The sequence below is a fragment of the Streptomyces sp. NPDC059443 genome, from assembly GCF_042750105.1.
Lineage (GTDB): Bacteria > Actinomycetota > Actinomycetes > Streptomycetales > Streptomycetaceae > Streptomyces.
Map to the genome: position 1 here is coordinate 229,956 of NZ_JBHYVM010000006.1, position 26,413 is coordinate 256,368.

Annotated in this window: 21 protein-coding genes; 8 read left to right on the forward strand and 13 right to left on the reverse strand. The window is 71.3% G+C overall.

From position 1 onward, the window contains the following. Positions 1 to 268 precede the first annotated feature (268 nt). Positions 269 to 2,113, reverse strand: a complete 1,845-nt coding sequence (locus ACFXDJ_RS08530; protein ID WP_384650637.1) for a phosphoenolpyruvate carboxykinase (GTP) — start codon at positions 2,111 to 2,113, stop codon at positions 269 to 271. Positions 2,114 to 2,331: 218 nt separating this feature from the next. Here ACFXDJ_RS08530 and ACFXDJ_RS08535 point away from each other — a divergent pair, with 218 nt between their 5' ends. Both ACFXDJ_RS08535 and ACFXDJ_RS08540 read left to right on the forward strand, forming a co-directional pair. Next, positions 2,332 to 3,018, forward strand: coding sequence for a hemolysin III family protein (locus tag ACFXDJ_RS08535; protein ID WP_384650636.1), 687 nt, complete (start codon positions 2,332 to 2,334; stop codon positions 3,016 to 3,018). A gap of 75 nt (positions 3,019 to 3,093) precedes the next feature. Beyond that, complete coding sequence (locus ACFXDJ_RS08540; RefSeq protein ID WP_384650634.1) at positions 3,094 to 3,654, forward strand: hypothetical protein; 561 nt, start codon at positions 3,094 to 3,096, stop codon at positions 3,652 to 3,654. A gap of 3 nt (positions 3,655 to 3,657) precedes the next feature. On the opposite strand, the gene ACFXDJ_RS08545 is transcribed toward ACFXDJ_RS08540, so the two are convergent. The 6 genes from ACFXDJ_RS08545 to ACFXDJ_RS08570 form a co-directional block, all read right to left on the reverse strand. Beyond that, on the reverse strand, positions 3,658 to 6,081 hold the full coding sequence (locus ACFXDJ_RS08545; RefSeq protein WP_384848484.1) for a galactose oxidase-like domain-containing protein: 2,424 nt from the start codon (positions 6,079 to 6,081) through the stop codon (positions 3,658 to 3,660). Positions 6,082 to 6,133: 52 nt separating this feature from the next. Next, positions 6,134 to 7,372, reverse strand: coding sequence for a glycosyltransferase (locus tag ACFXDJ_RS08550; protein ID WP_384650630.1), 1,239 nt, complete (start codon positions 7,370 to 7,372; stop codon positions 6,134 to 6,136). A 5-nt stretch (positions 7,373 to 7,377) separates the two neighbouring features. Then, positions 7,378 to 9,015, reverse strand: coding sequence for an ArnT family glycosyltransferase (locus ACFXDJ_RS08555; protein WP_384650639.1), 1,638 nt, complete (start codon positions 9,013 to 9,015; stop codon positions 7,378 to 7,380). A gap of 83 nt (positions 9,016 to 9,098) precedes the next feature. After that, positions 9,099 to 10,439, reverse strand: coding sequence for a glycosyltransferase (locus tag ACFXDJ_RS08560; RefSeq protein WP_384650628.1), 1,341 nt, complete (start codon positions 10,437 to 10,439; stop codon positions 9,099 to 9,101). Between the two features lie 298 nt (positions 10,440 to 10,737). After that, the gene (locus ACFXDJ_RS08565) at positions 10,738 to 12,792 is read right to left on the reverse strand and encodes a thioredoxin domain-containing protein (RefSeq protein WP_384650626.1); all 2,055 of its coding nucleotides are present in this window, start codon (positions 12,790 to 12,792) and stop codon (positions 10,738 to 10,740) included. A 47-nt stretch (positions 12,793 to 12,839) separates the two neighbouring features. Beyond that, complete coding sequence (locus tag ACFXDJ_RS08570; protein ID WP_384650625.1) at positions 12,840 to 14,156, reverse strand: recombinase family protein; 1,317 nt, start codon at positions 14,154 to 14,156, stop codon at positions 12,840 to 12,842. 247 nt (positions 14,157 to 14,403) lie between these two features. On the opposite strand from ACFXDJ_RS08570, the gene ACFXDJ_RS08575 reads away from it, so the two are divergent. After that, the gene (locus ACFXDJ_RS08575; protein WP_384650623.1) at positions 14,404 to 17,649 is read left to right on the forward strand and encodes a tetratricopeptide repeat protein; all 3,246 of its coding nucleotides are present in this window, start codon (positions 14,404 to 14,406) and stop codon (positions 17,647 to 17,649) included. Between the two features lie 108 nt (positions 17,650 to 17,757). On the opposite strand, the gene ACFXDJ_RS08580 is transcribed toward ACFXDJ_RS08575, so the two are convergent. After that, positions 17,758 to 17,976: a hypothetical protein gene (locus tag ACFXDJ_RS08580; protein ID WP_384650621.1), complete on the reverse strand. Its 219-nt coding sequence runs from the start codon at positions 17,974 to 17,976 to the stop codon at positions 17,758 to 17,760. Positions 17,977 to 17,978: 2 nt separating this feature from the next. Then, positions 17,979 to 18,860, reverse strand: coding sequence for a mycothiol conjugate amidase Mca (gene mca, locus ACFXDJ_RS08585; RefSeq protein ID WP_384650619.1), 882 nt, complete (start codon positions 18,858 to 18,860; stop codon positions 17,979 to 17,981). Positions 18,861 to 18,983: 123 nt separating this feature from the next. On the opposite strand from mca, the gene ACFXDJ_RS08590 reads away from it, so the two are divergent. After that, a complete protein-coding gene (locus ACFXDJ_RS08590; RefSeq protein ID WP_384650617.1) occupies positions 18,984 to 19,397 on the forward strand; it encodes a DUF4307 domain-containing protein in 414 nt (137 codons plus the stop codon). 208 nt (positions 19,398 to 19,605) lie between these two features. Next, positions 19,606 to 20,103: a transcription elongation factor GreA gene (greA, locus tag ACFXDJ_RS08595; protein ID WP_330298260.1), complete on the forward strand. Its 498-nt coding sequence runs from the start codon at positions 19,606 to 19,608 to the stop codon at positions 20,101 to 20,103. A 110-nt stretch (positions 20,104 to 20,213) separates the two neighbouring features. On the opposite strand, the gene ACFXDJ_RS08600 is transcribed toward greA, so the two are convergent. The 3 genes from ACFXDJ_RS08600 to ilvA form a co-directional block, all read right to left on the reverse strand. Beyond that, a complete protein-coding gene (locus ACFXDJ_RS08600; protein WP_384650614.1) occupies positions 20,214 to 21,071 on the reverse strand; it encodes an ABC transporter permease in 858 nt (285 codons plus the stop codon). Continuing rightward, positions 21,068 to 22,099 (reverse strand): ATP-binding cassette domain-containing protein, encoded by a 1,032-nt coding sequence (locus ACFXDJ_RS08605; protein ID WP_384650612.1) that lies wholly within the window; start codon positions 22,097 to 22,099, stop codon positions 21,068 to 21,070. The genes ACFXDJ_RS08600 and ACFXDJ_RS08605 overlap by 4 nt, the downstream gene beginning before the upstream one ends. Positions 22,100 to 22,259: 160 nt before the next feature. Beyond that, complete coding sequence (ilvA, locus tag ACFXDJ_RS08610) at positions 22,260 to 23,492, reverse strand: threonine ammonia-lyase (RefSeq protein WP_384650611.1); 1,233 nt, start codon at positions 23,490 to 23,492, stop codon at positions 22,260 to 22,262. Positions 23,493 to 23,760: 268 nt separating this feature from the next. On the opposite strand from ilvA, the gene ACFXDJ_RS08615 reads away from it, so the two are divergent. Genes ACFXDJ_RS08615 through ACFXDJ_RS08625 form a run of 3 tightly spaced genes read left to right on the forward strand, consistent with a single transcriptional unit; the run spans position 23,761 to position 25,097 of the window. Beyond that, complete coding sequence (locus ACFXDJ_RS08615; RefSeq protein ID WP_384650609.1) at positions 23,761 to 24,318, forward strand: MarR family winged helix-turn-helix transcriptional regulator; 558 nt, start codon at positions 23,761 to 23,763, stop codon at positions 24,316 to 24,318. Between the two features lie 48 nt (positions 24,319 to 24,366). Further along, positions 24,367 to 24,852 (forward strand): sigma factor-like helix-turn-helix DNA-binding protein, encoded by a 486-nt coding sequence (locus tag ACFXDJ_RS08620; RefSeq protein WP_384848487.1) that lies wholly within the window; start codon positions 24,367 to 24,369, stop codon positions 24,850 to 24,852. Beyond that, on the forward strand, positions 24,849 to 25,097 hold the full coding sequence (locus ACFXDJ_RS08625; RefSeq protein WP_384650605.1) for a hypothetical protein: 249 nt from the start codon (positions 24,849 to 24,851) through the stop codon (positions 25,095 to 25,097). Before ACFXDJ_RS08620 ends, ACFXDJ_RS08625 begins: the two co-directional genes overlap by 4 nt. A gap of 112 nt (positions 25,098 to 25,209) precedes the next feature. On the opposite strand, the gene ACFXDJ_RS08630 is transcribed toward ACFXDJ_RS08625, so the two are convergent. After that, the gene (locus ACFXDJ_RS08630; protein ID WP_384650603.1) at positions 25,210 to 26,367 is read right to left on the reverse strand and encodes a cystathionine gamma-synthase; all 1,158 of its coding nucleotides are present in this window, start codon (positions 26,365 to 26,367) and stop codon (positions 25,210 to 25,212) included. Positions 26,368 to 26,413 lie beyond the last annotated feature (46 nt).

The following is a 26,413-nucleotide window of genomic DNA, read 5'->3' on the forward strand; positions in this document are numbered from 1 at the left end:
CGCGGCCCGGGGTGCCCCGCGCGCCGCCGGGGGGGGCCCGCGCGCCGGCGCGCGCGGGGGGGGGGCGTGTGTCGCTGGTCCCCGCCGACCAAAACCCCCCGCCCGCGCACCAGCTTCACCGGGGCCCCCCCCCGTCAGCAGACGCACACGACCTATTTGGAAGGTCGCAGGGAATCCTAGGTCGGGGAATCCCGCGTCAGCCTGTGGCCGGGGACAGCCGGCCGCAGGAGTTCGGTGGTGCCGGGGCTTCGCGGCCCCGGCGGTGGGCTCAGCCCAGGCGCTCGACGAGCGCCTCGTACTGGTCCCACAGCTCCTTCGGCGTGTGGTCGCCGTAGGTGTTCAGGTGCGCCGGGACCAGCGAGGCCTCGTCGCGCCAGACCTCCTTGTCGACCGTGAGCAGGAACTCCAGGTCGGCGGCCGGCAGGTCCAGGCCGTCGGTGTCCAGGGAGCCGACGGTCGGCAGGATGCCGATGGGGGTCTCGACGCCCTCGGCGGTGCCGTCGAGGCGCTCGACGATCCACTTCAGGACGCGGCTGTTCTCGCCGAAGCCCGGCCACACGAACTTGCCCGCGTCGTTCTTGCGGAACCAGTTCACGTAGTAGATCTTCGGGAGCTTGGACTGGTCCTTGCCCTTGGCGACGTCGACCCAGTGGCCCATGTAGTCGCCCATGTTGTAGCCGCAGAACGGCAGCATGGCGAAGGGGTCGCGGCGCAGCTCGCCGACCTTGCCCTCGGCGGCGGCGGTCTTCTCGGACGCGATGTTCGAGCCGATGAAGACGCCGTGGTTCCAGTCGAAGGACTCGGTGACCAGCGGCACCGCGGAGGCGCGGCGGCCGCCGAAGAGGATCGCGGAGATCGGGACGCCCTTGGGGTCCTCCCACTCGGGGGCGATCGTCGGGCACTGCGAGGCCGGGACGGCGAAGCGGGCGTTGGGGTGGGCCGCCGGGGTCTCGGACTCCGGGGTCCAGGCGTTGCCCTTCCAATCGATCAGCTGGGCGGGGGCTTCCTCGGTCATGCCCTCCCACCAGACGTCGGAGCCGTCCGGGGTGAGCGCGACGTTGGTGAAGACGGTGTTGGCGTACATCGTCTTCATGGCGTTGGCGTTGGTGTGCTCGCCGGTGCCGGGCGCGACGCCGAAGAAGCCGGCCTCGGGGTTGATCGCGTAGAGACGGCCGTCCTCGCCGAAGCGCATCCAGGCGATGTCGTCACCGATGGTCTCGACCGTCCAGCCGGGGATGGTCGGCTCCAGCATGGCCAGGTTCGTCTTGCCACAGGCGCTCGGGAACGCGGCGGCGACGTACTTGGCCTCGCCCTGCGGCGGGGTGAGCTTGAGGATCAGCATGTGCTCGGCGAGCCAGCCCTCGTCGCGCGCCATGACGGACGCGATGCGCAGGGCGTAGCACTTCTTGCCGAGCAGGGCGTTGCCGCCGTAGCCCGATCCGTAGGACCAGATCTCGCGGGTCTCCGGGAAGTGCGAGATGTACTTGGTGGTGTTGCACGGCCACGGCACATCCGCCTGGCCCTCGGCGAGCGGAGCGCCGAGGGTGTGGACGGCCTTGACGAAGAATCCGTCGGTGCCGAGCTCGTCGAGGACGGCCTGGCCCATGCGGGTCATGGTGCGCATGGCGACGGCGACGTAGGCGGAGTCGGTGATCTCGACGCCGATGGCGGAGAGTTCCGAGCCCAGGGGGCCCATGCAGAAGGGCACGACGTACATCGTGCGGCCCTTCATGGAGCCGCGGAAGATGCCGCCCTCTTCGCCCTTGCCGGCGAAGAGCTCCTTCATCTCGGCCGGGGCCTTCCAGTGATTGGTCGGGCCCGCGTCCTCCTCCTTCTCGGAGCAGATGAAGGTCCGGTCCTCGACGCGCGCGACGTCGGAGGGGTCGGAGGCCGCGTAGTACGAGTTCGGGCGCTTGGCCGGGTCGAGCTTCTTGAAGGTGCCCTTGGAGACGAGCTCCTCGCAGAGGGCCTCGTACTCGGCCTCGGACCCGTCACACCAGACGATGCGGTCCGGCTGGGTGAGGGCTGCGATGTCGCCGACCCAGGAGACGAGCTCCCGGTGTTTGGTCGGGACGTCGGAAGTAGTGGTGGGAGCCGCGATGTCGCGCGCCACGATCGCTCCTTGTTGAGGGGTTGTTTGGTATTGCCCCGTGGGGGCTGCGACCCGGACGCTTCGCGCTCCGCTCATCCGGTGCCGACCGCACTCATCTGATCATCCGGTGGATGTGCGCATATGTCCAGGGGGCTTCTCACGTGAGCATCGCCACTCCGGTCAATCTTCCGTAAAGCGCACTAACGGAAACCTACGCAACCGTAGGTAGCATGGTCGACATGACTTCTGACGCCGCTGACGTGGCCGCTCCGGTGGTCGAACCCGCCGATCAGGAGGCCAAGCCGCTCATGCGCGGCTGGCTGCACACCGGCATGTTCCCCGCCGTGGTGATCGCCGGTCTCGTACTGATGGCCTTCACCGACTCGACCCGGGCCCGGGTGGCGTGCGGGGTGTACGTCCTCACCGCGTGCCTGCTCTTCGGTGTCAGCGCCGTGTACCACCGCGGTACGTGGGGCCCGCGCGGCGAAGCCATCCTGCGGCGGCTCGACCACGCCAACATCTTCCTGATCATCGCGGGCACCTACACGCCGCTGACCGTGCTGCTCCTCCCGGACTCCTCCGGGAGGACCCTGCTGTGGGCGGTCTGGATCGCGGCCGCGGCCGGCATCGCCTTCCGCGTCTTCTGGGTCGGCGCCCCGCGCTGGCTGTACACCCCCTGCTACATCGCCATGGGCTGGGCGGCGGTCTTCTTCCTCCCCGACTTCATGCGCACCGGAGGCATCGCCGTCCTGGTCCTGGTGATCGTCGGCGGCCTCCTCTACAGCGTGGGCGGCGTCATCTACGGCATGAAGCGCCCGGACCCCTCCCCGCGCTTCTTCGGCTTCCACGAGGTCTTCCACTCCTTGACCCTGGCCGCCTTCGTCGCCCACTACGTCGGCATCTCGATCGCCGCGTACTCGCACTAGGCGGGCAGCCCGGTCCGCGTTTCGCTGCCGGAACCCGGCAGTGATCTTCGGAGCGCGCGCTGCCACACTCGGGCCATGAGGTGGAGTTTCAAGGCGCACGCCGCCTTCGCGGGCGGGCTGAGTTCGCTGCTGTTGCTGGCCGCCGCGATCCGGGCGCTACTGCCGGGGGACGTGGCCCTACCGGGCGCGCGCCCGCTGATGGTGGCGGGCTTCGCCTGCGTCTTCCCCCTCTTCAGCGTCGCCATCGTGCGCATGACGCGGGTGCGGTCGACCAGGGCCATGAACGCGCTCGCGCTCCGGCGCCTGCCCGTCGCGGTCCGGACGGGCCTGGGGGTCCTCTTCATCGGGGGCATCGCCCTCTCCTTCGCCGCCTCGGCCCGGACCGGCGGCCTGTCCGATGCCGAGGTCCGGGACGGCCGGTACTACGCCCTCGACGACGCACGGCCCACGCACCACGTGATCGAGATCTCGCGCCGCCAGTACGAGGCCTCCCGCGCCGCCGAGGAACAGGCCGGGCTGGCCGGAGCCGCCGCCTTCCTCGGAGCCGCGGCGGGCCTCGCCCTCCTCGGCGGGGAACTGCGGCGGGGCCCCGCCGCGGTGGAACGCGACGGGGCCCCCTCCCCCACTGCCGGGTAGCCGCTACGTGCAGGCGTAGCCGTTGCCGTGGGGGTCCAGGCGGAGCGGGTCGCTGCCGTTGATCTTCAGGCGGGGCGGGAACTTGTGGGCGGCCAGCCAGTCGCAGCGGGCCTTCGTGGTCTCCTTCACCTCCGCCGGGAAGCGGGTCGGCACGCACACGTTGACCGTGCCGTAGTGCCGGTCGCAGCCGGCCACGCCGGGGGCCACCGGGACCGAGTCCCGCTGGGCCGGGTTGGCCTTCGGGGCCGCCTGCGGGGCGTCCGCGAAATCGTGCACGTGGGCCGTCGGAGATACGGCGGCCTGCGCCAGCGAGGGGGCGCCGCCGAGGTGGACCCAGGTGGCGACCGACGGGACGCCGTTCGCGTCGACCCCGAAGAGCATGTACCAGCCGGGCGGCGCCAGGTTGGGGTTGGTGGTGACGTTCAGGTCGATCGTCGTCCCGTTGACCACCGACATCGGCAGGTCCACGAACCGCTGGTTGGGGTCCGAGGAGTGGGTGACCGCGGCCGGACGGATCAGCTCCGCCTTGACGATCGGCCGGTCGAAGGTGATCCGCTGCGTGTCCCCGTACAGCCACTGCGTGTTGATCACCGAGGTGAGCTGCGGGCGCGCACCCTTGAAGAGGTACGGGGGCGTGTAGATCGACACGTTGTTGTTGTACGTGCCGTTGCCCGGGTTGTCGCCGACCGTCATGACCCGCCCGTCGGGCAGTAGGAACCCGCCGGAGTGGTACGTGCGCGGGATCGGGTCGGTGGGCAGCCCGGCCTGGTAGGTGTTGGTCACCGGGTCGAAGAACGAGGCCTCGTAGACCGGGTCGGCGCGGTCGTGCAGCCCGCCGCCGGTCTCCAGCACCTTGCCGTCCGGCAGCAGCACGGCCGCCGGGTACATCTTCCCCTCGGCCCCGGTCTGCGGCCGCTTGCCCGCGCCCACGTCGACCAGCCCCTGCGGGATGTCCGGGCCGGCCGTGTACACCGGGTTCGCCGCCTTGAGGTCGATCAGGTCGGTGAGCCGGTTCGCCGCCGGGTTGGTCTCGTTGTTGCCGCCGCCGATGGTCAGGACCCGCTGGTCCTGCGCCGGGGGCAGCAGCACGCTCGCCGACTCGTCGCGCTGGTCCTTGTTGCGCAGACCGGGCACGTCCGTGACGGTGTTCGCGTTGTAGTCGTAGATCGAGGAGCCGCTGCCCTGGGTGCCGTTGCCGAAGGTGTGGCTGCCCGTGTAGAAGAGCCTGCCGTCCTGCATGAGGACCATGGAGGGGTACAGGCCCCAGTATGACCAGGTCTGGTTGACCTCGTTCATCGGCAGCCACTTGTTCTGCGCCGCCGAGAACTTCTCCGCGGTCACATTGCCCGTGGAGTCCTCCTTCAGGCCGCCGAAGGTGATCACGTCGCCGTTGCCTAGGACGGTCGCGGACGGGTACCAGTGCCCGCCGTTGAGATCGTTGGTCCTCGTGTACGTCTCGGTCGCCGGGTCGAAGACGTAGGAGTCCTTGAGGCCCTGGTAGCCGATCTTGCCGTCGGCGGACGGATAGCCCTTGTTGCCGCTCATCACCAGCACCCGGCCGTCGGACAGCTGCACGTGGCCCGAGCAGAACATGTCCGAGGGCGTCGGGATCGTCTTGAACGAGCCGTTCGCCGGATCGTAGACGGCGGAGGTGAAGGTGCCCGCGTTGAACTGGGAGATGTCGTTGCCCGAACCCGCGATCAGCAGCACCTTGCCGTTCTTGAGCACCACCGCGTGCATCGAGCGCACCGGGTTCTTCGCGGGGATCACCTCCCACGAGCCCTTCGCGCACTGGTCCGCCGTCCCCGTGCAGCCGGGCTGCGGCGGGGTCGCGCCGACCTCCTCCACCGCGTAGTCGTCGCTGGTCAGCACGCCGGCCCCGTAGACGGACAGTCCCCAGGTGATCTTGTCGGTGCCGGGCGGTACGGCGGGCGTACGGACCTGCGTGCGCGCCCAGGCGGCGCTGACCGGCGGGTTGGCCAGGTCGGTCCAGTACTGCCAGCCCGCCGTGGCGTCGTGCCGGAACACCGTCACCGACACGTCCGGGGTGTCGGACTTGTACCAGGCCGACAGGTCGTACTGCTTGCCCGGAGTGACGGTGGGCGCGCAGGCCGCGTTCTCGGTGACCATCGCCTTGCGGTCACCGCTCACCCGGCGGGTCAGGGCCACCTTCATCGCCTTGGTGCCGGAGTGCGCGTCGGCGACGGTGGTGAAGCTGAAGTCGTTGTCGCCCCAGCCGGACTTCTCCCAGCAGGACGGCATGTCGGCGCCGGGCGCGCCGGCGGTCTCGAATCCGGGGTTGGTGAGCAGGTTGGGCGGTCCGGCCGAGGCCTGCTGCGGTGCGGTCAGCAGCAGGCCCGCGGTCATCGCCCCGACGGCCAGCAGGGCGGCCCGCCAGCCCGGCCTGCGCCTGGTCTTCCCTCGCATACGGACGTTCCTTTCGGTGTCAGGCCCTTCTTTGCGGCTCAACTCGTGCGGCTCAACTCCTGTGACTGCGGCCTGCCTTGCGCGGGAGATAGACGAGTGCTTCCGTCGCCGCGAACCGCAGGACGAACGTGGTGACCAGCGCGAGCGCGGTCGCGGTCAGTACGCCGAAGCCCAGCGTGCCCACGAACACGGCGATCAACGGGATCCGCAGCAGCAGGTCGGCGTTGGCCAGCAGCGTGAAGCGCCCCATCCGGTCCGCCCAGTGGCGGTGGCGGCGGCGGTCGCGGAACAGCAGGGTCTCGATGAGGAGGAAGTTCCACAGCACCCCGGCCTGGTTCGCCACCACCTCGGCGAGGAGGTAGTTCATGCTCACGGCGTGCGTGAGCAGCCACAGCGCGGCCAGGTTCGGGACGAAGCCGGAGAGCCCGACCAGGCCGAAGCCGATCATGCGGGCCAGCGGGGTCGCGGAGCGCAGCGCGGCGAGGTGGGTGAGGAAGCGCAGGCCTTCGCGGGCGGTGGACTTGGACTCCCCGGAGTAGCGGTCCTGGAAGACGAAGGGCACCTCGGCGACGCGCGCGGGCCGGCAGCGTACGGCCAGCTCCAGCAGGATCTTGTAGCCCAGCGGCTTCAGCGCCCCGCTCCCGCTCTCGCTGCTACCGCTGCTTCCGTTCTCGCCGCCGATCGCCGCGCGGCGCATCGCGAAGAACCCGCTCATCGGGTCGCTGATCCCGCGCAGGGCGCGCGGGAAGAGCCCCTTGGTCAGCCAGGTCGCCCCGCGCGAGACGGCGATCCGGTAGCTCCCGGCGAGCCCGGCCCGGCTGCCGCCGGCGATGTAGCGGGAGGCGACGACCAGGTCGGCGCCGGTGCGCGTCCCTTCGCCGACGAGTTCGGGGACCAGGTGGGGCGGATGCTGGAGGTCGGCGTCCATGACGACGATCCAGTCGGTGTCCGCCCGCTTGATCCCCTCCACCACGGCTCCGCCGAGCCCGCCCTCGGGGCTCTCTCGGTGCAGGACCGCCACCGGGAAGGCGTGCTCCAGGGCCGCCTTCTCGATGACGGCCGGGGTGTCGTCCGTGGAGTCGTCGACGAACAGCACCTCGCAGGGCAGGTGCGCGGGGAGGGCCGCGGCCAGCCGGCTCAGCAACTCGGCTATGTTTCCGGCCTCGTTGAAGGTCGGGATGATGAGGGTGACGCTGCCCTGGGCGGGCGGCTCCATGGGCTCCGGTACGGCCGGGGCATCGAACTCCGGGCCGGTCGTCGGGGCATGCGGGGTCCACAGGTCTTCGCTCATACCGATCAGCTCCCGTTGGCGACGCGGTCGGTGCGGCGGATCTCGATGCGGTCCTCGCCCGCGCCGAAGACGGCGACCGGCGTCGAATGCTCCAGCGCCGCCTTCACGTTGGGCAGCTGCACCGCGTCGCGGCGGACGGTGGGCGAGGAGACCACGTAGTCGATGTCCTGCCAGCCGTGCGGCAGGGTCTTGGTGACGGCCGGGTCGAGGTCGGCCTTGTAGAACCAGATCGCGCCGAGCCCCGGATCGTAGCCGTGGTGCACGGCGTCCAGCCACAGTGCGTCGTCGACCAGGACCCGGGTCCGTGCGGGGTCGTGCACCTCGTGGCCGAGCCAGGCCGCGGCCTGCCGGTACGGGGCGTTCGCGTCGACGGTGAGCGCCGTGCGGTTGCCGTCGTACCAGCGCGGGAGGACGTAGACGGCGGCCGAGGCGGCCAGGATCCCGACCAGCGCCCAGCGCCCGTAGGTGAGCGCGCGCCGCTCCCCCGCCGCGCGGCGGCGGCGCAGCACGGCGTGCGTGATGCTGGCCGCGCCCCCGGCGAGGACCAGCGCCAGGAAGGGCAGCGCCTGGATCACGTACATCGCCGGAAGGTAGCCGGAGGGTCGCAGCGCGACGAGGCCGAGGATGACGGCGGCCAGCGCCGGGCCGGCGAGCGCCCGGGCGGTGACCGACCACCGGATGGTGGCCAGCAGCAGGACCGCGCCGGCCAGTCCGCCGAGCGGCAGCACGGTGTCGTAGTACAGCCAGGACCGGAAGACGCCGTGCGAGCCGGAACCGGGGTCGAGGATGAAGCCGGAGCCGGGCCGGCCCATCTGGTAGGTGATGCCGTCGATGAGGGAGACGTGCCCGGAGCCGGGCAGCAGCTCGCCGTTGAGGAGGGCGTAGAGCGGGTAGGTCACGCCGATCAGCACGCAGGCGGTGATGGCCCCGGTGACGGCGAACTTGCGGGTGTCGCGGTGGCTGTGGCGCCACATCGTCACCAGCAGCGCCGGGAGCACCACCAGCATCGTCTCCTTGGTCAGGACGGCGGTGGCGGCCGCCAGCCCCGACCCGAAGTGGTGCCACAGGTGGCGGCTGGGGGACGCGGCGAGGCAGAAGGCCAACAGCATCCACATCACGGCGATGTTGTCGAGGAAGATCTCCCGCTGGAGCACCACGGAGAGCGGGGAGAGCCCGAAGAGCCCCATGGCGAGCCCGGCCGCCCAGCGCGGCAGCCAGAGCCGGCGCGCGAGTACGTAGATCAGGACGGAGCTGGCGGCGGACACGGCGAGCATCGAGAACCGCATGGGCGCGACGGTCATCGCGTCGGGCACGAAGAGGGACGGCAGGTAGGTCAGGCCCGCGATCTGGATCCAGCCGAGCGGCGGATGGTCGTACCAGTAGGTGTAGTGGGCCAGCCCGTGGCCCTGCTGGACGGCCCACGCCTGGGCGAGGTAGGTGCCCTCGTCGTCGCTGAGGGTCGGGAAGTTGGTGATGTTCCAGCCCTGTACGAGGACGATCGCGAGCAGCAGCGCCCCGCAGAGGATCAGGTCGGGCCGGGAGGAGCGGAACCGTACCGGTCCGCTGCGCTTGGCTCGGACGGTGGACACGGTGTCTGCGGCGCCGCGGCGCTGGACGGGGATCCGCGCCGAGGCCGGGGCCAAGGTCGCGGTAGCCGTCGCGGTCGCGGTCGGGTCGGTGTCGGCCGGTTGGGGCTCGGGATCAGTGGCCGTGGGCACGGTGGTGGTCACTGGTGACTGTCCTCTCGGCTCGTGGCGGACGCGGAAACGGTGGTCGTGGCGGAGCCGCCGACGGTGGTGGCTGCCCCGGTCCCGGCTGACGCAAGCGCCCCCGCGAGATGGGCCCCCGTGTGGCTGGTGAGCTCCCACTCGTTGCGGCCGCGCTGCTCGCGCCAGACCGCGCGGATCGCGGCGCCGGCCAGCATCACCTGGTAGAACGGGCCGCCGATCACGAGCTTGACGTAGTGCACGAAGCGCACCCGCAGCCCGTACTGGCGGCCGAAGTCGTGGAGGCCGACGATCTCGAAGACGAAGGTGACCATCGCGGTGATCATCGGCAGGAAGGTGATGATCGCGATGCCCACCGGCACGTCGAGGAAGACGGCGATGGCGAAGTTCAGCGGGATGACGACCCCGGAGGTGGCCTGCATGAACGGGGTCATCAGCGTGTACCGGGCCAGCCAGCGCTGGCCTCGGCCGGGCAGCTGCTGCCAGTCCTTCTTGCGGTAGACCTGGAGGAAGCCCTGGTTCCAACGGGTGCGCTGCTTGAGCAGGCTCACCAGCGAGCCCGGGGTCTCCTCGCGGGTGACCATGTCGGAGTCGTAGGCGACGACCACCTTCTTGCCGACCGAGGAGAGCCGTACGCCCAGGTCGCAGTCCTCGGCGAGGCAGTTCGGGTCCCAGCCGCCGGCCTCGCGCAGCACCTCGGTGCGCACGAAGACGGTGTTGCCGCCGAGCGGGATGAACCCCTTCTCTGCGTGCAGGTGCAGGCGGGAGCGGAACCAGAAGAAGTACTCCAGGCAGTTGCGCAGGCTGTACCAGCTGGAGTGGAAGTTGATGAGCTGCACCCCGCCCTGGACCACGTCGGCCCCGGTGGAGCGGAAGGCGTGGTCCACGTGCGAGAGCAGTTCGGGGTGGACCTGGTCCTCGGCGTCGAAGACCCCGACGATGTCGCCGCGGCAGTGCGGCAGGGCGGTGTTGAGGGCCTTGGGCTTGTTCTTGACCTCGTGGTGGTCGGTGATGACCCGTACGAGGCCGGGCGCGCGGGCCGCGGCGCGTTCGGCGACGGCGGCGGTCTCGGGGTCGTCGTGGCCGACGATCACGATGATCTCGTAGTCGCGGTGGCTCGATTCGAGCAGTCGGTCGATGGTGTGCTCCAGGACCGCCTGCTCGTGGCGGGCGGGCAGGAGCAGCGAGAAGGCCAGCCGGCCGCCGCCGTCCGGGCGGTCGAAGCGGGTCGAGGCGAGCGTCTCGGGCGTGCGCCACGCGTGCATCTGCCACCAGAGCGTGAACGCGGCCATCCAGAAGAGCGCGAGCGAAACGGCAGATATGAACACGGATGTGAACAAACTGTCCCCCACAGACATGCCGCAACCCCAGGCGGCGATCATCGAACCCCCCGGGGTCGGTGGCGCACGGCGGGCTCCCCGGCCCGCCACGCACCCCTCCCCCGCTTCCCCCGTACTTCCCTCTGCGCGCACCCCCCGGTGCGCGCCGTCGGTGCCAACTGTGCCGAGAGTGACTGATCGGTGACTCCCGAACGTCACGAGACTAGGCACCAAAGATGAAATCAGGACGCCGCTCGGATAAAAACCACGTTTCCGAACTGACCTTCAAACAAACGGAATTGACGCTACTCCACCCGTTTCAGGGATGAACCGTCCCCAACTGTTCCGCCAGCTCGACCGGGTCTGTCGTAGGCCGCGCGCAGACGAAATGTCGACACACGTACGCCGTGGGGAGGTCGCGCACCAACGTGCGCTCGGCCAGAAGGGGGAACTCGCCACCGCTGCCGTCCGCCGCGCGCGGCGGACCGCTCGCCACCACGGCCCCGGGAGCCGTCCCCAGCAACGCGATCCGGTGCAGTTCCGCCCGCGCCGGATCCTCCGGATGCCCGACGACCGCGACCTCGCGCGGACCGTCGACGAGCGCTTCGGCCACCGCCAGACCGTGCCCGATGAAGCGCGGGGCGCGCGGCCCGAGCGCGTGCACCACGGCGAGCGCCCGCTCGGCCGCCGTGCGGTGGGGCTCCGAGCCGGTGTGCGCGGCGTACGAGAGCAGCGCGCCGGCGGCGGCCGTCCAGCCGGAGGGGGCGGCCGTGTCGGTCGGGTCCTGCGGCCTGCGGATCAGTTGCTCCGCGTCGTGCGCGGTGTCGTACAGCGACCCGTCCTCGGCGGTGAACCGGGCCAGGACCAGATCCACGAGGAACCCGGCGAACTCCAGCCAGACCCCTTCCCCGGTGACGGCCGCCAGGGCGAGGAACCCCTCCGCGACGTCCCCGTAGTCCTCCAGCACCCCGGCGTTGGGGCCGGTCTTCCCGTCCCGGCTGGTCCGCGCGAGCCGGGCCCGCCCGTCCATGTGCACCCGTACGAGGAGGTCCGCGGCCTCGGTGGCCCGCTCGATGAGGTCGGGCCGGCCGAAGAAGGCCCCGCATTCGGCGAGGGCGGCGATGGCCAGCCCGTTCCAGGCGGCGACGATCTTGTCGTCCCGCCCGGGCGCGGGCCGCTCCGCGCGGGCGGCCAGCAGCCGCTCCTTGATGCCGGCGAGCCGCTCCGGCTCGATGTCCGGCCCCTGCGCCGGCAGTTGCAGCACGGAGCTCCCGTGCTCGAAGGTCCCTTCCTCGGTCACCCCGAAGCAGGCGGCGGCCAGCTCCCCGTCCGCCTCCCCGAGCACCTCCCGCAGCTGCGCGGGGGTCCAGGCGTAGTAGGCCCCCTCCACGTGCTTCCCGGTCTCCGGGTCCTCGCTGTCGGCATCGAGCGCGGAGGCGAAACCGCCCTCGTGGGTGCGCAGTTCACGGACCATGAACTCGGCCGTCTCGATCGCCACGCGACGCGCGAGCTCGTCTCCGGTAGACCGCCAAAGATGCGCGTACACACGACAGAGCAGCGCATTGTCGTACAGCATCTTCTCGAAATGCGGCACGACCCACTCCCGGTCCACGGAGTACCGCGCGAACCCGCCGCCGAGCTGGTCGTAGATCCCGCCCCGGGCCATGGCCTCACACGTATCGGCTGCCATCTGCAAGGCACCCTCGGACCCGGTCCGGGCATGATGCCGCAGCAGGAACTCCAGCACCATGGACGGCGGGAACTTCGGCGCCCCGCCGAATCCGCCGCGCGTGGCGTCGTACTCCCGCGTCAGCCCGAGCAGCGCCTGCGCGAGCTCCTCGGGGCCGGGGGTGCCGGCCTTCCCGTAGTCGAGCTGCCGCCCGGCGAGGTCCCGTACGATCCGCTGCGCGACCTCGGCCACCTCCTCGGGCCGCCCGACCCACGCGGTGCGCACGCCTTCGAGCACCTGCATGAAGGAGGGCATCCCGTGCCGGGGCTCGGGCGGGAAGTAGGTGCCGAAGTAGAAGGGCTCGGCGTCGGCGGTCAGAAACACGGTCATCGGCCACCCACCCTGCCCGGTGGCGGCCTGCACGGCCTCCATGTACACGGCGTCGATGTCGGGCCGCTCTTCACGGTCGACCTTGACGTTGACGAAGTGCTCGTTCATGTAGGCGGCGATTAGTTCATCTTCGAAGCTTTCGAAGCTAAAAACATGGCACCAATGGCAGCTTGAATAGCCGACACTCAGGAGGACAGGCACTCCCCGTTCCCGCGCCTCAGCAAAGGCCTCGGGCGACCACGGCCACCAGTCGACGGGATTGTCGGCATGCTGGAGCAGGTAGGGGGAAGTCTCGTTCGCAAGGCGGTTCGGCATGGAGCCATCCTGCCGCACGGCCTGGCGCGTGCCTGGTTACGGGGCCGTCAGGCCCCCGGTTCGACACCCCCGAGCCGATCAGCCCACTTCCATACGGGCACCACGCGGGAATAGTCCCAGGTCTGGCAACCCTTCCTTCCGGGCGCGATCACGAGGTGGACGAAGACCGAGGCGATCACCTTCCGCTTCTCCTCGCATCCCATCTCGCCCGACTGCCACCGCAGCCGCATCGGCTCCGGCAACCGAACCCGTCCCTCTCCGTCGCCAGGAAAGAGGAGCCTCTCGACGGCCTCCTCCACGAGGGGACCGCTGATGGCGCATCGCCCACAGCCACGGCCCGAGACGCAGATGTAGTTGTACGGGCTCTTGCGACTGCGGGCGCTCTTGCTTCCGCCCATGAGCTGATCGCACTCACCACAGCGCAGGAACCCGCTGACGAGATACTTCGGGCCGGCCTTGCGGTCGGTCAATCGCGGGCTGAGAGGCCCCCGATGCATGTACAGGCTCCCTGCCGAGAACGTCGAGCAGACCTCCGCCCATCGCTCGGGCGTGACGATGGCCTGCCATGCCCCGATCAATGGTTTCTCCGTATCCGGATCGATCAGCAGTTCTCCCCGGTTGGCGCGGAATCCGCACACCCTCGGGGCCGTGATGATCTGCGTGACCGTCTGCGGGTTCGGGCGCCCCCCACGCGTTCCCGTGACGCCCAGGGCATCCCACTCTCGCGCCACCTGTCCCATGGAGCCACCGGCGATCCGGTGCTCGATCGCCTTGCGGACAAGCTCCGCCTCCACCGGATGCAGGGTCTGCCGGTCCTCCTGCCATCCGAAGGGCCTCGGCCCGCTGTGCGGCAGCCCGTCCATGGCCCGCGACCAGTGCCAGTCCTGGACGCGGCGACTGCGCATCTCACCCTCAGCGACGGCCCCCTGGAGGGACTCGGCACCCCGTAGAAGGCCGACCTTGCTGTACGGGTCCCGCAAGCCGTCCCGGTCGACGTACACCCGCCCCGGCGCTGACGTAAGCGCCGCCATGAAGCGTATGAGGTCGTCCGGCCTGCGGTAGAGCCGGTCGTCCGCGACGGCTACGACGCCGTGCAGCGGACCGGCGGTGAAGGCGTGGCCGCGGTGCAGGTCGGCGAGCAGATGGTCGAACCCCGGCCGCTCCCGATCATCCTTGGTCGCGTTGCGCGCGTTGTCCGTGTAGGTGGCGACGACTATGCAGCCGTGCTCGCGGGCCGTGCGTTCATTGATCCGGTGCTGGTGACGCACGCCGCGTGCGTCACCCTGCGGCGAGTCCTGTGAGGTGCGTGCGTACGAGGCGACCGGGATGAGGCCGTCCTCGCCGGTGTTCGCCATGCCGTCCATAACCCGTTCCTCTTTCGAGAGTTCGTCCGATGCTCGACATAACAGCCGAGCAGACGATCGGGTTACGCGCTGATCAGTGCCGCAGGACCGGAGCCAGGTCTCGGGGCGTGTGCCCGGCGTACATATATGCACGATCTTGGCTGATGAATGGTCAACTTGCTCTGAACTAGCTCAAGTTCCCTCGCGCTCGCGCCCGTCCCGGCGGACACTTGGCGCACCATGCCGGAGCTCTCTGAGGGGGATGCCGATGCGGGACAGCCATCGCGGTGAGGCCGAGCGGCTGCTGGGTCGGGCCGTGGACGACGAGGCCCGGCGGGGGGCCGCCGGGGCGGCCGGGACTCCCGAGGCCCGGGCGGCGCTGCTCGCGCGCGGCAGGGAGGCGCTGGACTCGCTCGCGGCGAGTGCGGCCCCCGAGTACGAGGCGTACGTGCGCGCCCTGGACGAGGCGGCGGCCGGCGAGGAGTCGCTCGGCGAAGCCTTCCGGCGGGCCAATCTGTCAACGGCCCTGTTGGTGACGGCCGTTGCCGCCGCCTCGGCCATCGGAGCGGACCTGGCCTTCGGCGTGGCCGCCGGCACCGCGCTGACCGCCGGGGCCGTCGTCGGCGTGGCCGGGGCGACGGCCACCGTGGCCAAGGTGACGGCCCTGCACCTGCCCGCCGCGAACCGGCGCGCCGGGGAGCTAGGGCGGCCCGGCGGGGCGGAGCAGTTGAAACTCCAGTGGCTGTCGGCGCTGGAGGTGCGCGGGATACGCCCCTTCCTGGAGCAGCAGCGCAAGGTGACCCAGGGCGCCGCCCACACCCCCCACAAGGTGAACGGGAACGGCAACGGCAACGGCCTCCAGCTGCGCGGGGCCAACCGCAGCGCCGAGGCCCGGCGGCGGGCGATGCTGGAGCAGTCCTTCGGCCAACTCCCGCAGCTCGAAGGGGCGTTCGTGGGCCGCAAGGCGGAGCTGGAGCGGATCGGGCAGTGGGTGCGCACCGCCCGCGCCAGCACCGAGACCCGGCCGGTGGTCGTGGTGCTGCACGGCGAGCCCGGGGTGGGCCGCACCACGCTGGCGCTGCACGCGGCGCACGCGCTGCGGGACCAGTTCAAGGGCGCGTGCGTGGTGGACCTGCGCGGCGGCGGGGCCACCGAGGCCCCGTTGCCCACCCGTGAGGCGCTGCTCCACCTGATGAACCGGCTCGGCGCCCCCCGCGAGCAGCTGCTCTTCCGCGAGGGTTCTTCGGCGGAGCAACAGGTGCGCAGGCTCGGCGAGTTGTACCACCAGCACCTCCAGGGCACCCCGGTGACGGTGGTCCTGGACGATGCCGTCGACGCCGCGCAGGTACGGATGCTCGTGCCCGAACGCTCCGAGAGCCTGGTCCTGGTCACGGCGCGGGAGCCGCTGGAGCTGCCGGCGGACCTGGCGGCCTGGGTGCACCAGGTGCCGGTGACCCGGCTCGCGGAGGAGGCCGGCGCGGAGCTGGTCCGGGCGGGCGCGGGCGAAGCCCCGTACGGGGAGGAGACCGTACGGGAGCTGCTCGCGCTCGGCGCCGGGCTGCCGCTCGCGCTGCGCGTACTGGCCTCCCTCGGGGAGGCGTGGAGCGGCCGGGACGCGCCCGGGACCGGGGCCGGGGACGGGTTCGGCGGGTCCCTGGACTCCGCCCTCGACCTCGCCTACGCCGCCCTGCCCGAGGAGCGGCGCCGCCTGCTGCGCCGCCTCACCCTGGCCGGCCGGGCCTCGCTCGGGGCGGCGGCCGCGGCGGCGCTGATCGACGCGGAGCAGGTGGAGGCCGGGCGGCTGCTGCGCGAGCTGGCGCGGGCGGGCCTGCTGGACCACGTGCGCGGGGACCGGTTCCGGATGCACGACGCGGTGCGGGCCTACGCGGCGGCGCGGCTGGCGGCCGACGAGGACCGGGCCGCGGCCGCGGCGGCGCACGAGCGGCTGATCCGCACGTACGCGCAGCTCGCCGACTCGGTGATCCGGATGGTCGACGGAAAGATGTCCACGCGCGCCAACGCCCTGTCGAAGACGAGCACGGTCGGCGGCCACGGCTTCGCCTCCCTCGACGCGGCGCTGCGCTGGCTGGACGACGAGTCCAGCTTCATCACGGCGGCCCTGCGCCACTCCGAGGGCGTGGACCAGCAGGCGGTACTGGACCTGCTGGGAGCGCTCTGCGACTTCTGCCTGCTGCGCGGGGACCTGTACCGGCTCGGCGAGATCAACGAGCTGACCCAGGCCGTCGACCAGGGGCTGCTGGTGCGCTCGGTGCAGTGGCGTACCGGTATCGCGGCGCGCCAGCTCGGTGAGCTCGACAAGTCACGCACCACCCTGACCTCGCTGGTCGACCAGTACATGGAGGCGCACCAGGAGGCCGGCGCGGGCATGGCCCTGGTCTCGCTGGGCATCACCCTGCACCACCAGGGCAACCTCCCGGAGGCCTCGGCGCGCATCCGCGAGGCCCTGGTCCTCCAGGCCCCGGAGGAGCTCGCGGGCGACCGCGCGTGGGGGCTGCACGCGCTCGGCGCCGTGGAGCGCGACCGCGCGCACCTCGTGGAAGCCTTGCGGCTGCTGCGCGAGTCCCTCGTGCTGCACCGCAAGAGCGAGAGCGTGCACGGCGAGGCCTGGGCGCACTTCCAGCTCGGCCAGGTCTACCTGCGCCTGGGCCAGGTGCCGCGCGCGGAGGAGGAGCTGCGCCTGGCGCTGGAGCTGTACGGGCGCACGCGCGACGACCGTGGCCAGGCCTGGGCGCTGACCCAGCTGGGCCGGGCCCGGGTGGTGGACGGGGATCCGGGGCCGGCTCTGGAGCGGCTGCGCGACGCGCTGGCCCGCCACCGGGAGTCGGAGGACGCGCGCGGCGAGGCGTGGACCCTGTACTACCTCGGGCAGGCGCTGGAGGAGGCCGGGGAGCGCGACCGGGCGGTGCGGGAGCTGGAACGGGCCCGCACGATGTTCTCCCGGATGCGCGACGTGTACGGGCTGGCGCACGCCCGCCACCACTCGGGCCGGGTCACGCGCGACCAGCGGGCGGCGCAGACGGGCAACCTGCGCAACTCCGGCTTCGCCCGCCAGCTGCTGGTGGACGCCCGGGCGGACTTCCGGCGGATCGGGCTGGCGCACGGCGAGGCGTGGACCTGCCTGGAGCTGGCGGTCGTGGACGCGGGCAACGGGCGGACCGCGCAGGCGCTGGGCCTGTGCGAGGAGGCCGTCCGGCTGTTCATCTCCTACGGGGACCGGCGCGGGGAGGACTGGGCGCGCTTCCTGCGCTGCACGCTCCTGCCGTACGCGCTCCCGGGGGCTCCCGACGAGGCGCGCACGGAGCTGGCCCGTCTCTCGGCGGCCCCGCACCCGATGCGGGACGGGCGGCTGGAGGACTGCCTGGAGACCTACGCGGTGATCCTGGCGCGCGGCGTCGACCCGGCGGAGGGCTGGCAGGCGTGGCGGCTGTCGCTGGTGCCGAATCTGCACTCGCGGGAAATCATGGGGATCCCGGTGCCGCTGCCCGCCGAGTAGGGGGCGCCGAGGACGCGCGCGAAGGCCCGCCGCCCCACCGGTTCACGGGTGGGGCGGCGGTCTCGCGAAGGTCCGCGCGAAGGACCCGGGCGGCCTCTGCGGCGGCCCTTACGGGGCGCGCGTGCCGTCCGCCGGGGCGGGCTCCGGGGCTTCCTCGAAGTTGACCCGGCCCATGTGCCGGCTCATCGACTTCATCAGGCCCCACACCCCGATGGCGAGGGCCGCGAACACGATGAAGCCCAGGATTCCGGGGGTCACCTTGTTCTTGTCGAAGGTGTCTCCCGCCAGCGGAAGGAGCTGGGCGATTGCTGCCTGCGTAGCGCTCATAGCTACGCATTCTCCCGGATGCCGGCGAAGAGGTCGGACTCGGGGAGGGAAGTGTCCACGAGCGACTTCGCCAGCTCGTACTCCTCCGTCGGCCAGACCTCCTTCTGGATCTCCATCGGCACGCGGAACCAGCCGCCGTCCGGGTCGATCTGCGTCGCGTGCGCGATGAGCGCCTTGTCGCGGATCTCGAAGAAGTCGGCGCAGGGCACGTGGGTGGTCAGGGTCCGCTCCTTGCGCTCGAACTCCTTCCACCGCTCCAGCCACTCCCCGTAGGGGGATTCCATGCCGCGCGAGAGCAGCGCCTCGTGCAGGGCGATGGTGCGCGGCTTGTTGAAGCCCTGGTTGTAGTAGAGCTTCTGCGGCTGGTAGGCCGGTCCGAACTCGGCCTCCGGGTACTTCTCGGTGTCGGAGGCGTGCTCGAAGGCCACCATGGAGATCTGGTGGGTCATGATGTGGTCGGGGTGCGGGTAGCCGCCGTTCTCGTCGTACGTGGTGACGACGTGCGGCCGGAAGGCGCGGATCTTCTTCACCAGCCCGCCGGCGGCCTCGTCCACGTCCGCCAGCGCGAAGCAGCCGTCGGGCAGCGGCGGCAGCGGGTCGCCCTCGGGCAGCCCGGAGTCGACGTAACCCAGCCATTCCTGGTCGACGCCGAGGATCTCGCGGGCCTCGTCCATCTCCTTGGCGCGGACCTCGTGGATGTTCTCCTCGATGTACTTGTCGCCCTGGAGCTTGGGATTGAGGACGGAGCCACGCTCACCGCCGGTGCAGGTCACCACCAGGACGGACACCCCCTCGGACACGTACTTGGCCATGGTGGCCGCGCCCTTGCTCGACTCGTCGTCGGGGTGGGCGTGGACGGCCATCAGTCGAAGCTGCTCGGTCAAGACAGGATCCTCTGTGATTCGTCAGCATGGGCGGCTTCTATAGTGACCGAATCGGGGGGTGGAAAAATTCCGGGGGGTCGCCCCGGGATTTCCGGTGTTCGCCCGTCTCGAAAGGACCGATCGATGAGCGCGGTGCGCGAAGGACTGCCCGAGGGCCGTTACGGCCGGTCGGCGGACGAGCGTGCGGACCGGAAGCTCAAGATCGTGGGGTCCCTCCTCGGGGTCGGGCTGCTCGGTGTGGTCGGCTGGATCGGCTGGGACTACGTCGCCGGTCAGAGCGTCAGCGCCGAGGTGATCAAGTACAAGGTGATCTCCGACAACTCGGTCGAGGTGCACCTTGAGGTGCGCAAGGACGCCTCCGTCACCGGGGTGTGCACGCTGAGCTCGCAGGACGTGGACCACGGCGAGGTGGGCCGGGCCGACTTCACCTTCGCGCAGAAGGACAAGCGCGTGGACGAGATGGTGACGCTGAAGACCACCGGCCGCGCCACGATGATCGAGCTGATCGGCTGCCGGGCCGCGGGCACCGCGAACTGATCCTGGCCCGGCGCGGCAACACGCCGGATAATGGAACGGTTCCTTCCGGTTGCGTCCGGCTTCGTCCCGGCTCGCCGGGAGGCTCGCAAGAGGCCCTGACGCACTTCACACGCTTGGTGTCCTCCCCCTTTTCTTCCCGAATTGTTAGGCTCGTGGTTTCGTCCGCCGCTGGCGGCTTTGTAGTCCCCTGTACCGACGAGGAGCACCCGTGACCCAGACGAGCGAGAGCGTCACCTGGCTGACCCAGGCGGCGTACGACCAGCTGACGGCAGAGCTGGAGTACCTCTCTGGTCCCGCACGCACGGAGATCACGATCAAGATCGCTGCCGCCCGCGAGGAGGGCGACCTCCGCGAGAACGGCGGTTACCACGCGGCCAAGGAGGAGCAGGGCAAGCAGGAGCTGCGCATCCGCCAGCTCACGCAGCTCCTGGAGAAGGCCAAGGTCGGCACCGCCCCCGCCTCGGAGGGTGTGGTGGCTCCCGGCACGCTCGTCAAGATCGCTTTCGACGGCGACGAGGACGACACCATGGAGTTCCTGCTGGCCTCGCGCGAGTACGCGTCCTCGGACTTCGAGACCTACTCCCCGCAGTCCCCGCTGGGCACCGGCGTGATGGGCAAGAAGATCGGCGAGGACGCCCAGTACGAGCTGCCCAACGGCAAGCAGGCCTCGGTCAAGATCCTTGACGTCAAGCCCTTCACCGGCTGATCACCCTCCTTGCGAAAATCGCGAAAATCGCCCCGCCGAGCAGTTGCTCGGCGGGGCGAAGTGCTTTCACCGGCGTGCGGTACGCGGCCTCCGGTGCGGCGCCCGGCCGCTCAGGCCGTCGCCGAGCGGTACTTGCGCACCGCCAGGGTCCGGAAGACCACGATGATCAGCACGGACCAGAGGACCGACGCGAGGACCGGGTGCTGCATGGGCCAGGCCTCGGGGACCGGATAGCCGTCGGGCAGGTTGCCGAAGAGCTGGCGGGCCGCCTGGACGGTGGCGCTGAAGGGGTTCCACTCCGCGATGTGCCGCAGGAAGCCCGGCATGTTCTGGGAGGGGACGAAGGCGTTCGAGATGAACGTCAGCGGGAAGAGCCAGATCAGCCCGCCCGAGGTGGCCGCCTCCGGGGTGCGCACCGACAGGCCGATCAGGGCGCCGATCCAGGAGAACGCGTACCCGAGCAGGAGCAGCAGCGCGAAGCCGCCCAGGACCTCGCCGATGTTGGTGTGGGTGCGCCAGCCGACGATCAGCGCCACGATCGCCAGGACGACGAGCGTGAGGGTGGTCTGGACGAGGTCGGCGAGGGTGCGGCCGGTCAGGACCGCGCCGCGGGCCATGGGCAGGGAGCGGAAGCGGTCGATGAGGCCCTTGTGCATGTCGTCCGCGATGCCCGCGCCCGCGCCGGCCGTGGCGAAGGTGACGGTCTGGGCGAAGATGCCCGCCATCAGGAACTCGCGGTAGGCGGCGGGCGAGGTGTTGCCGCCGACGGCTATCGAGCCGCCGAAGACGTAGCTGAACAGGACGACGAACATCACCGGCTGGATCACGCCGAAGATGATCATCTCGGGGATGCGGGACATGCGGATCAGGTTCCGCTTGGCCATGACCAGGGAGTCCTTGACTCCCTGGACGATCCCGCCGCGCGGGCGGGGCGCCACCAGCTCCGGGGTCGTGGAGGTGAGGGTCATTTCACCGCCTCCTTGCTCGCCTTACGGGCCTTGCGGCCGCCCTTGGCTTCGGCGGGTGCCTCGCCGTCCTGCGCGTCGGCGTCCGCGAGCTCCGCGGCGTGGCCGGTCAGGGAGATGAACACGTCGTCCAGGGTGGGACGGCGCAGGCCGATGTCGTCGATCTCGATGCCGCGCCCGTCGAGCTCGCGGATGACCTCGGCGAGCAGCTTGGCGCCGCCGGAGACCGGCACGGTCAGCTTGCGGGTGTGCTCCTCGACGGTGGTCTCGCCCTTGCCGAAACCGGCGAGGACCTCGCGGGCGGTGGATATGTGCTCGCGCTCGTGCACGACCACCTCGACGCGCTCGCCGCCCGTCTGGGCCTTGAGCTGGTCAGAGGTGCCGCGCGCGATGACCTTGCCGTGGTCGACCACGCAGATGTCGTGCGCGAGGTGGTCGGCCTCCTCCAGGTACTGCGTGGTGAGCAGCAGGGTGGTGCCGCCGGCGACGAGCTCCTGGATGATCGCCCACAGCGCCTGCCGGTTGCGGGGGTCGAGGCCGGTGGTGGGCTCGTCCATGAACATCACGGGCGGGCTGACGACGAGGGCCGCCGCGAGGTCGAGGCGGCGGCGCATGCCGCCGGAGTACGTCTTGGCCGTGCGGTCGGCGGCGTCGCCGAGGTTGAACCGCTCCAGCAGTTCGGCGGCGCGGGCCTTGGCCGCCTTGGCGCTCATCTGGTAGAGCTGGCCGACCATTTGGAGGTTCTCACGGCCGGTCAGGTATTCGTCTACGGCCGCGAACTGGCCCGACAGGCCTATCGCGCGCCGCACTTCGTTGGGGTGCTTGAGTACGTCGATGCCCGCGACGACCGCTTTGCCGCTGTCGGGCTGGAGGAGTGTGGTCAGGACGCGCACGGTCGTGGTCTTGCCCGCTCCGTTCGGGCCGAGCAGACCCAGGACGGTGCCTTCGGGGACGTCCAGGTCCACGCCGTCCAGAGCCCGTACGTCGCCGAAGGTCTTGACCAGACCTTCGGCGTAGATAGCGCCTGGCATATGAATGCTCCCAGTGCGAATGGGGCCGGCAGAATCGTACATTCCTACGCAAATCTTAGGGGCGACGGGCATGCCTCGCCCAACCGCCACCCATCGGGTGAAGGCTATCGCGTCATATCGCGTTTGCGCTACGGGTGCGGGATGCCGCGCCGGTGGCGCATCAGCTCATGACCTTGTACCCCGCGCTGTGCAGCGAACGCGCGACCTCCGCACAGTGCTTCGGGCCCTTCGTCTCCAGGTGCAGCTCCACCTCGACCTCCGTGAGCCCGAGCCGCGGGTCGGTCCGTACGTGGCTCACGTCCAACACGTTCGCATCCACCACTGACAACACCCCCAGCAGACCGGCCAGCGCCCCCGGACGGTCGGTCACGCGCAGCCGCAGCGACAGGTAGCGGCCGGCCGCCGCCATGCCGTGGCGCAGGATCCGCTGGAGGAGCAGCGGGTCGATGTTCCCGCCCGACAGGACGGCCACGACCGGGCCGTCCCCGTACAGTTCGGGCTCGCTCAGCAGCGCGGCCACCGGGCTGCACCCGGCCGGCTCGACCACCAGCTTCGCCCGCTCCAGGCAGAGCAGCAGGGCGCTGGAGAGCGCGTCCTCCGACACCGTACGCACGTCGTCGAGGAGTTCGCCGATGATTTTGAAGGGGACGTCGCCGGGGCGCCCCACCTTGATGCCGTCCGCCATCGTGTTCGGGTTCTCGATCGACACCGGGTGTCCGACCTTCAGCGAGGGCGGGTAGGCGGCCGCACCGGCCGCCTGGACCCCGACCACCCGGACGTCCGGCCGCAGCGCCTTGACCGCGACCGCCACACCGGCCGCCAGCCCGCCGCCGCCGATCCCGACCAGGATGGTGCGCACCTCCGGGCACTGCTCCAGGATCTCCAGGCCGACCGTGCCCTGACCGGCGATGATGTCGTGGTGGTCGAAGGGGTGGATGAACACCGCCCCCGTGCGGTCCGCGTAGTCCTGGGCGGCCGCGAGGGTCTCGTCCACCACCTGCCCGTGCAAGCGCACTTCGGCGCCGTAGTCCTGGGTCGCCGCCACCTTCGGCAGCGGCGCGCCGACCGGCATGAACACCGTCGAGCGGACCCCGAGCAGGGAGGAGGCCAGGGCCACGCCCTGCGCGTGGTTCCCGGCGCTGGCGGCGACCACTCCGGCGGCGCGCTGCTCGGGGCGCAGGCCCGCGATGCGGACGTAGGCGCCGCGCAGCTTGAAGGAGCCGGTGCGCTGGAGGTTCTCGCACTTGAGGTGGACCGGGGATCCGGTGAGCGACGAGAGGTACCGGCTGCCCTCCATCGCGGTCACCCTGGAGACGCCGGAGAGCATCTTCTGGGCCCCCCTGATGTCGTCGAGGATGACCTGCGGGACGGGCTGCGGCACGCGGTAGTTCATGCGGCCAGTCTCTCAGCCGGTCCGCTGCGCGGCGCGGCGCGGCTTCGGGCCCCTCGGGTGCGGGGGCCGGGCCGGGCGCCGTGCCCGGAAGCGGGCACGGACGACGGGCCCTCGGCCCCCGGAGGGGTGAAATCCCGCCATGCGGGACGGCCCGCGAGCGCCGTTTCACGGCGGCCGTATCAGTTCTTGTACGCGCAGTACGAGCCGCCCCACGGCCGCGTACTCTGTCCCCCATCCTTGTAGGCCCCAGCGAAGAGAGCCCACGGCCATGCCCTCCACCTCGGCCAGTTCCGACCTGCCCGCGCCGGCCGGCGCGCCCGCCGAAGCCGGTCTCCTCGACGCGCTCCAGCACCAGGTGGCGGTTTTCGCCCGGCGCGCCGAGCAGACCCGCCTGGGCGGGGTCGGCCAGGCCCGCAACTCCATGGACCGGGCGGCGTACCTGCTGCTGAACCGGCTCGACCTGGAAGGCCCGATGGGCGTCAAGGCGCTCGCCGGCGGCATGGGCATCGACTCCTCCACCGTCACCCGCCAGGTCGCGCCCCTCGTCGACAGCGGCCTGGTGAAGCGGACCTCGCACCCCGAGGACGGGCGGGCCGTGGTGCTCGCGCTGTCCCCGCGCGGGCTGGCGCGGCTGGAGGAGGTCCGCTCCTCCCGGCGCGAGCTGATGGCCCGGGTGACGGACGGCTGGGACGAGGCGGAGCGCGAGTCGTTCACCGCTCTGCTGACCCGCTTCAACGTCTCGCTGTCCGAGCTGATGTCGGCCGGTTCCGAGGCGGGCCCCGACGCGGCCGCCGACCCCGCTTCCGCCGCCGGACCCGCCTCCTGATCCAAGTGGCCCCGACCCCTTGACCGGGGTGGTCCCGCTGGCCGCACTATGTGGATTGTGGACCACGGGCCGGGCCCCTACGCAGAGTTCGAAGCCTTCGTCGCGGGTGCGGCGGGGCGGCTCCTGCGCGTCGCGATCCTGCTCACGGCGGAGTCCGACCCGGGCCCGTCCGGCGCCGGCCCGTCCGGCGCGGCCGACGCGCCCGCCGCGCGCGGACTCCTCGGCGGCGCGCTGGCCCGTACGTACGCCAACTGGCGCAGCCTGCGCGGGGACGACCCGTACGACTACACCCGCCAGGAACTGTGCGCCGCCTTCGCCCGCACCGGCCGCCGCCACCACGGCGGCAGCGGGGTGCTCGCCCGGCTGAGCCCGCTGGAGCGGCTCGTACTGGTCCTGCGGCTCTACGAGGGGGTCGCGGAGGAGGTCACGGCGGCGCAGCTGGGGCTGCCGCCCGAGCGAGTACGGGCGCTCTGCGCACGGGCCGTGTCCCGGCTGCGCAAGGGTCCCGGCGTGGCCGCGGCAGGTGCCGCGTGAGCCGCCCGGATCCCAAGGAAGTCCAGGTCAGGCGGATGCTGGAGGGTCCGTACCCGACGGTGCCAGCCGATCTCGCGTCGGGCGCCGCCGCGCGCGGGGACCGGCTGCTGCGGCGGCGCCAGGTCCGGCGCCGGATCGGCTGGGCGCTGCTGATCGCGGTGGTGGTGGCCTTCGTGGTCTGGGCTTCGCTGACGCACGCCTGGACCTGGACGACGCCGTCGAGCGAGGTCTCGCCACCCTGGTAGCCCGCCGCCCCGGTGGCCCGCCGCCCCGGCAGCTCGCAGCCCCGGCAGACGGCTCCGCCCCCGGTGCGCGGCGGCAGCGGAGGCGGAGACGGAGTGAGGGTTCAGCGGGTGGTCAGCCGAGCGCCTGCGTCAGGTCCGCCACCAGGTCGTCCGCGTTCTCGATGCCGACCGACAGCCGGACCAGGTCCGCCGGGACCTCCAGGGCCGAGCCGGCCACCGAGGCGTGGGTCATGCGGCCCGGGTGCTCGATGAGGGACTCGACGCCGCCGAGGGACTCGGCCAGGGTGAAGATCTTGGTGCGGGCGCAGAGCGCGACCGCCTCCTCCTCGCCACCGGTGACCTGGAAGGAGATCATGCCGCCGAAGTTGCGCATCTGCTTGGCGGCGACCTCGTGGCCCGGGTGCTCGGGCAGGCCCGGGTAGAGGACCTTGTGGACCTTGGGGTGGCGGGTCAGCAGCTCGACGACCTTGCCCGCGTTCTCCGCGTGCCGGTCCATGCGCACGGCCAGCGTCTTGATGCCGCGCAGCACGATCCACGAGTCGAAGGGCCCGGCCACGGCGCCCATCGCGTTCTGGTGGTAGGCCAGTTCCTCGCCCAGCGCCTCGTCGGCGGCGACGAGCGCGCCGCCCACGACGTCGGAGTGACCGCCCATGTACTTGGTCAGCGAGTGCACGACCACGTCCGCGCCGAGCGCGAGGGGCTGCTGGAGGTAGGGGGACGCGAAGGTGTTGTCCACGACCAGCTTGGCGCCGGCCGTCCGCGCGATGTCGGCGACCACGGCGATGTCGGTGATGCCGAGGAGCGGGTTGGAGGGGGTCTCGACCCAGATGACCTTGGTCTTCGGGGTGAGGGCGGCCCGTACGGACGCCGGGTCGGAGGTGTCGGCCACCGACCACTCGACGCCCCAGCGGGAGACGACCTTCGCGAAGAGCCGGAAGGTGCCGCCGTAGGCGTCGTTCGGGATGACCACGTGGTCGCCCGGGGAGAGCAGCGTGCGCAGCAGGCAGTCCTCGGCGGCGAGCCCGGACGCGAAGGCGAGGCCGCGCCGGCCGCCCTCCAGCGCCGCGAGGTTCTCCTCCAGGGCGCTGCGGGTCGGGTTGCCGCTGCGGCTGTACTCGTAGCCGCCGCGCAGTCCGCCCACGCCGTCCTGCTTGTACGTGGACACCTGGTAGATCGGGGGTACGACCGCACCGGTCCGGGGGTCCGCCGTATTGCCCGCGTGGATGGCACGGGTCTCGAAGCTCTGGTGCTCGTGGCTGTCATCGCTCATGGCCCGATGCTAATGCCCGCCCACCCCCCGGCGCGGCTCGCCTCGT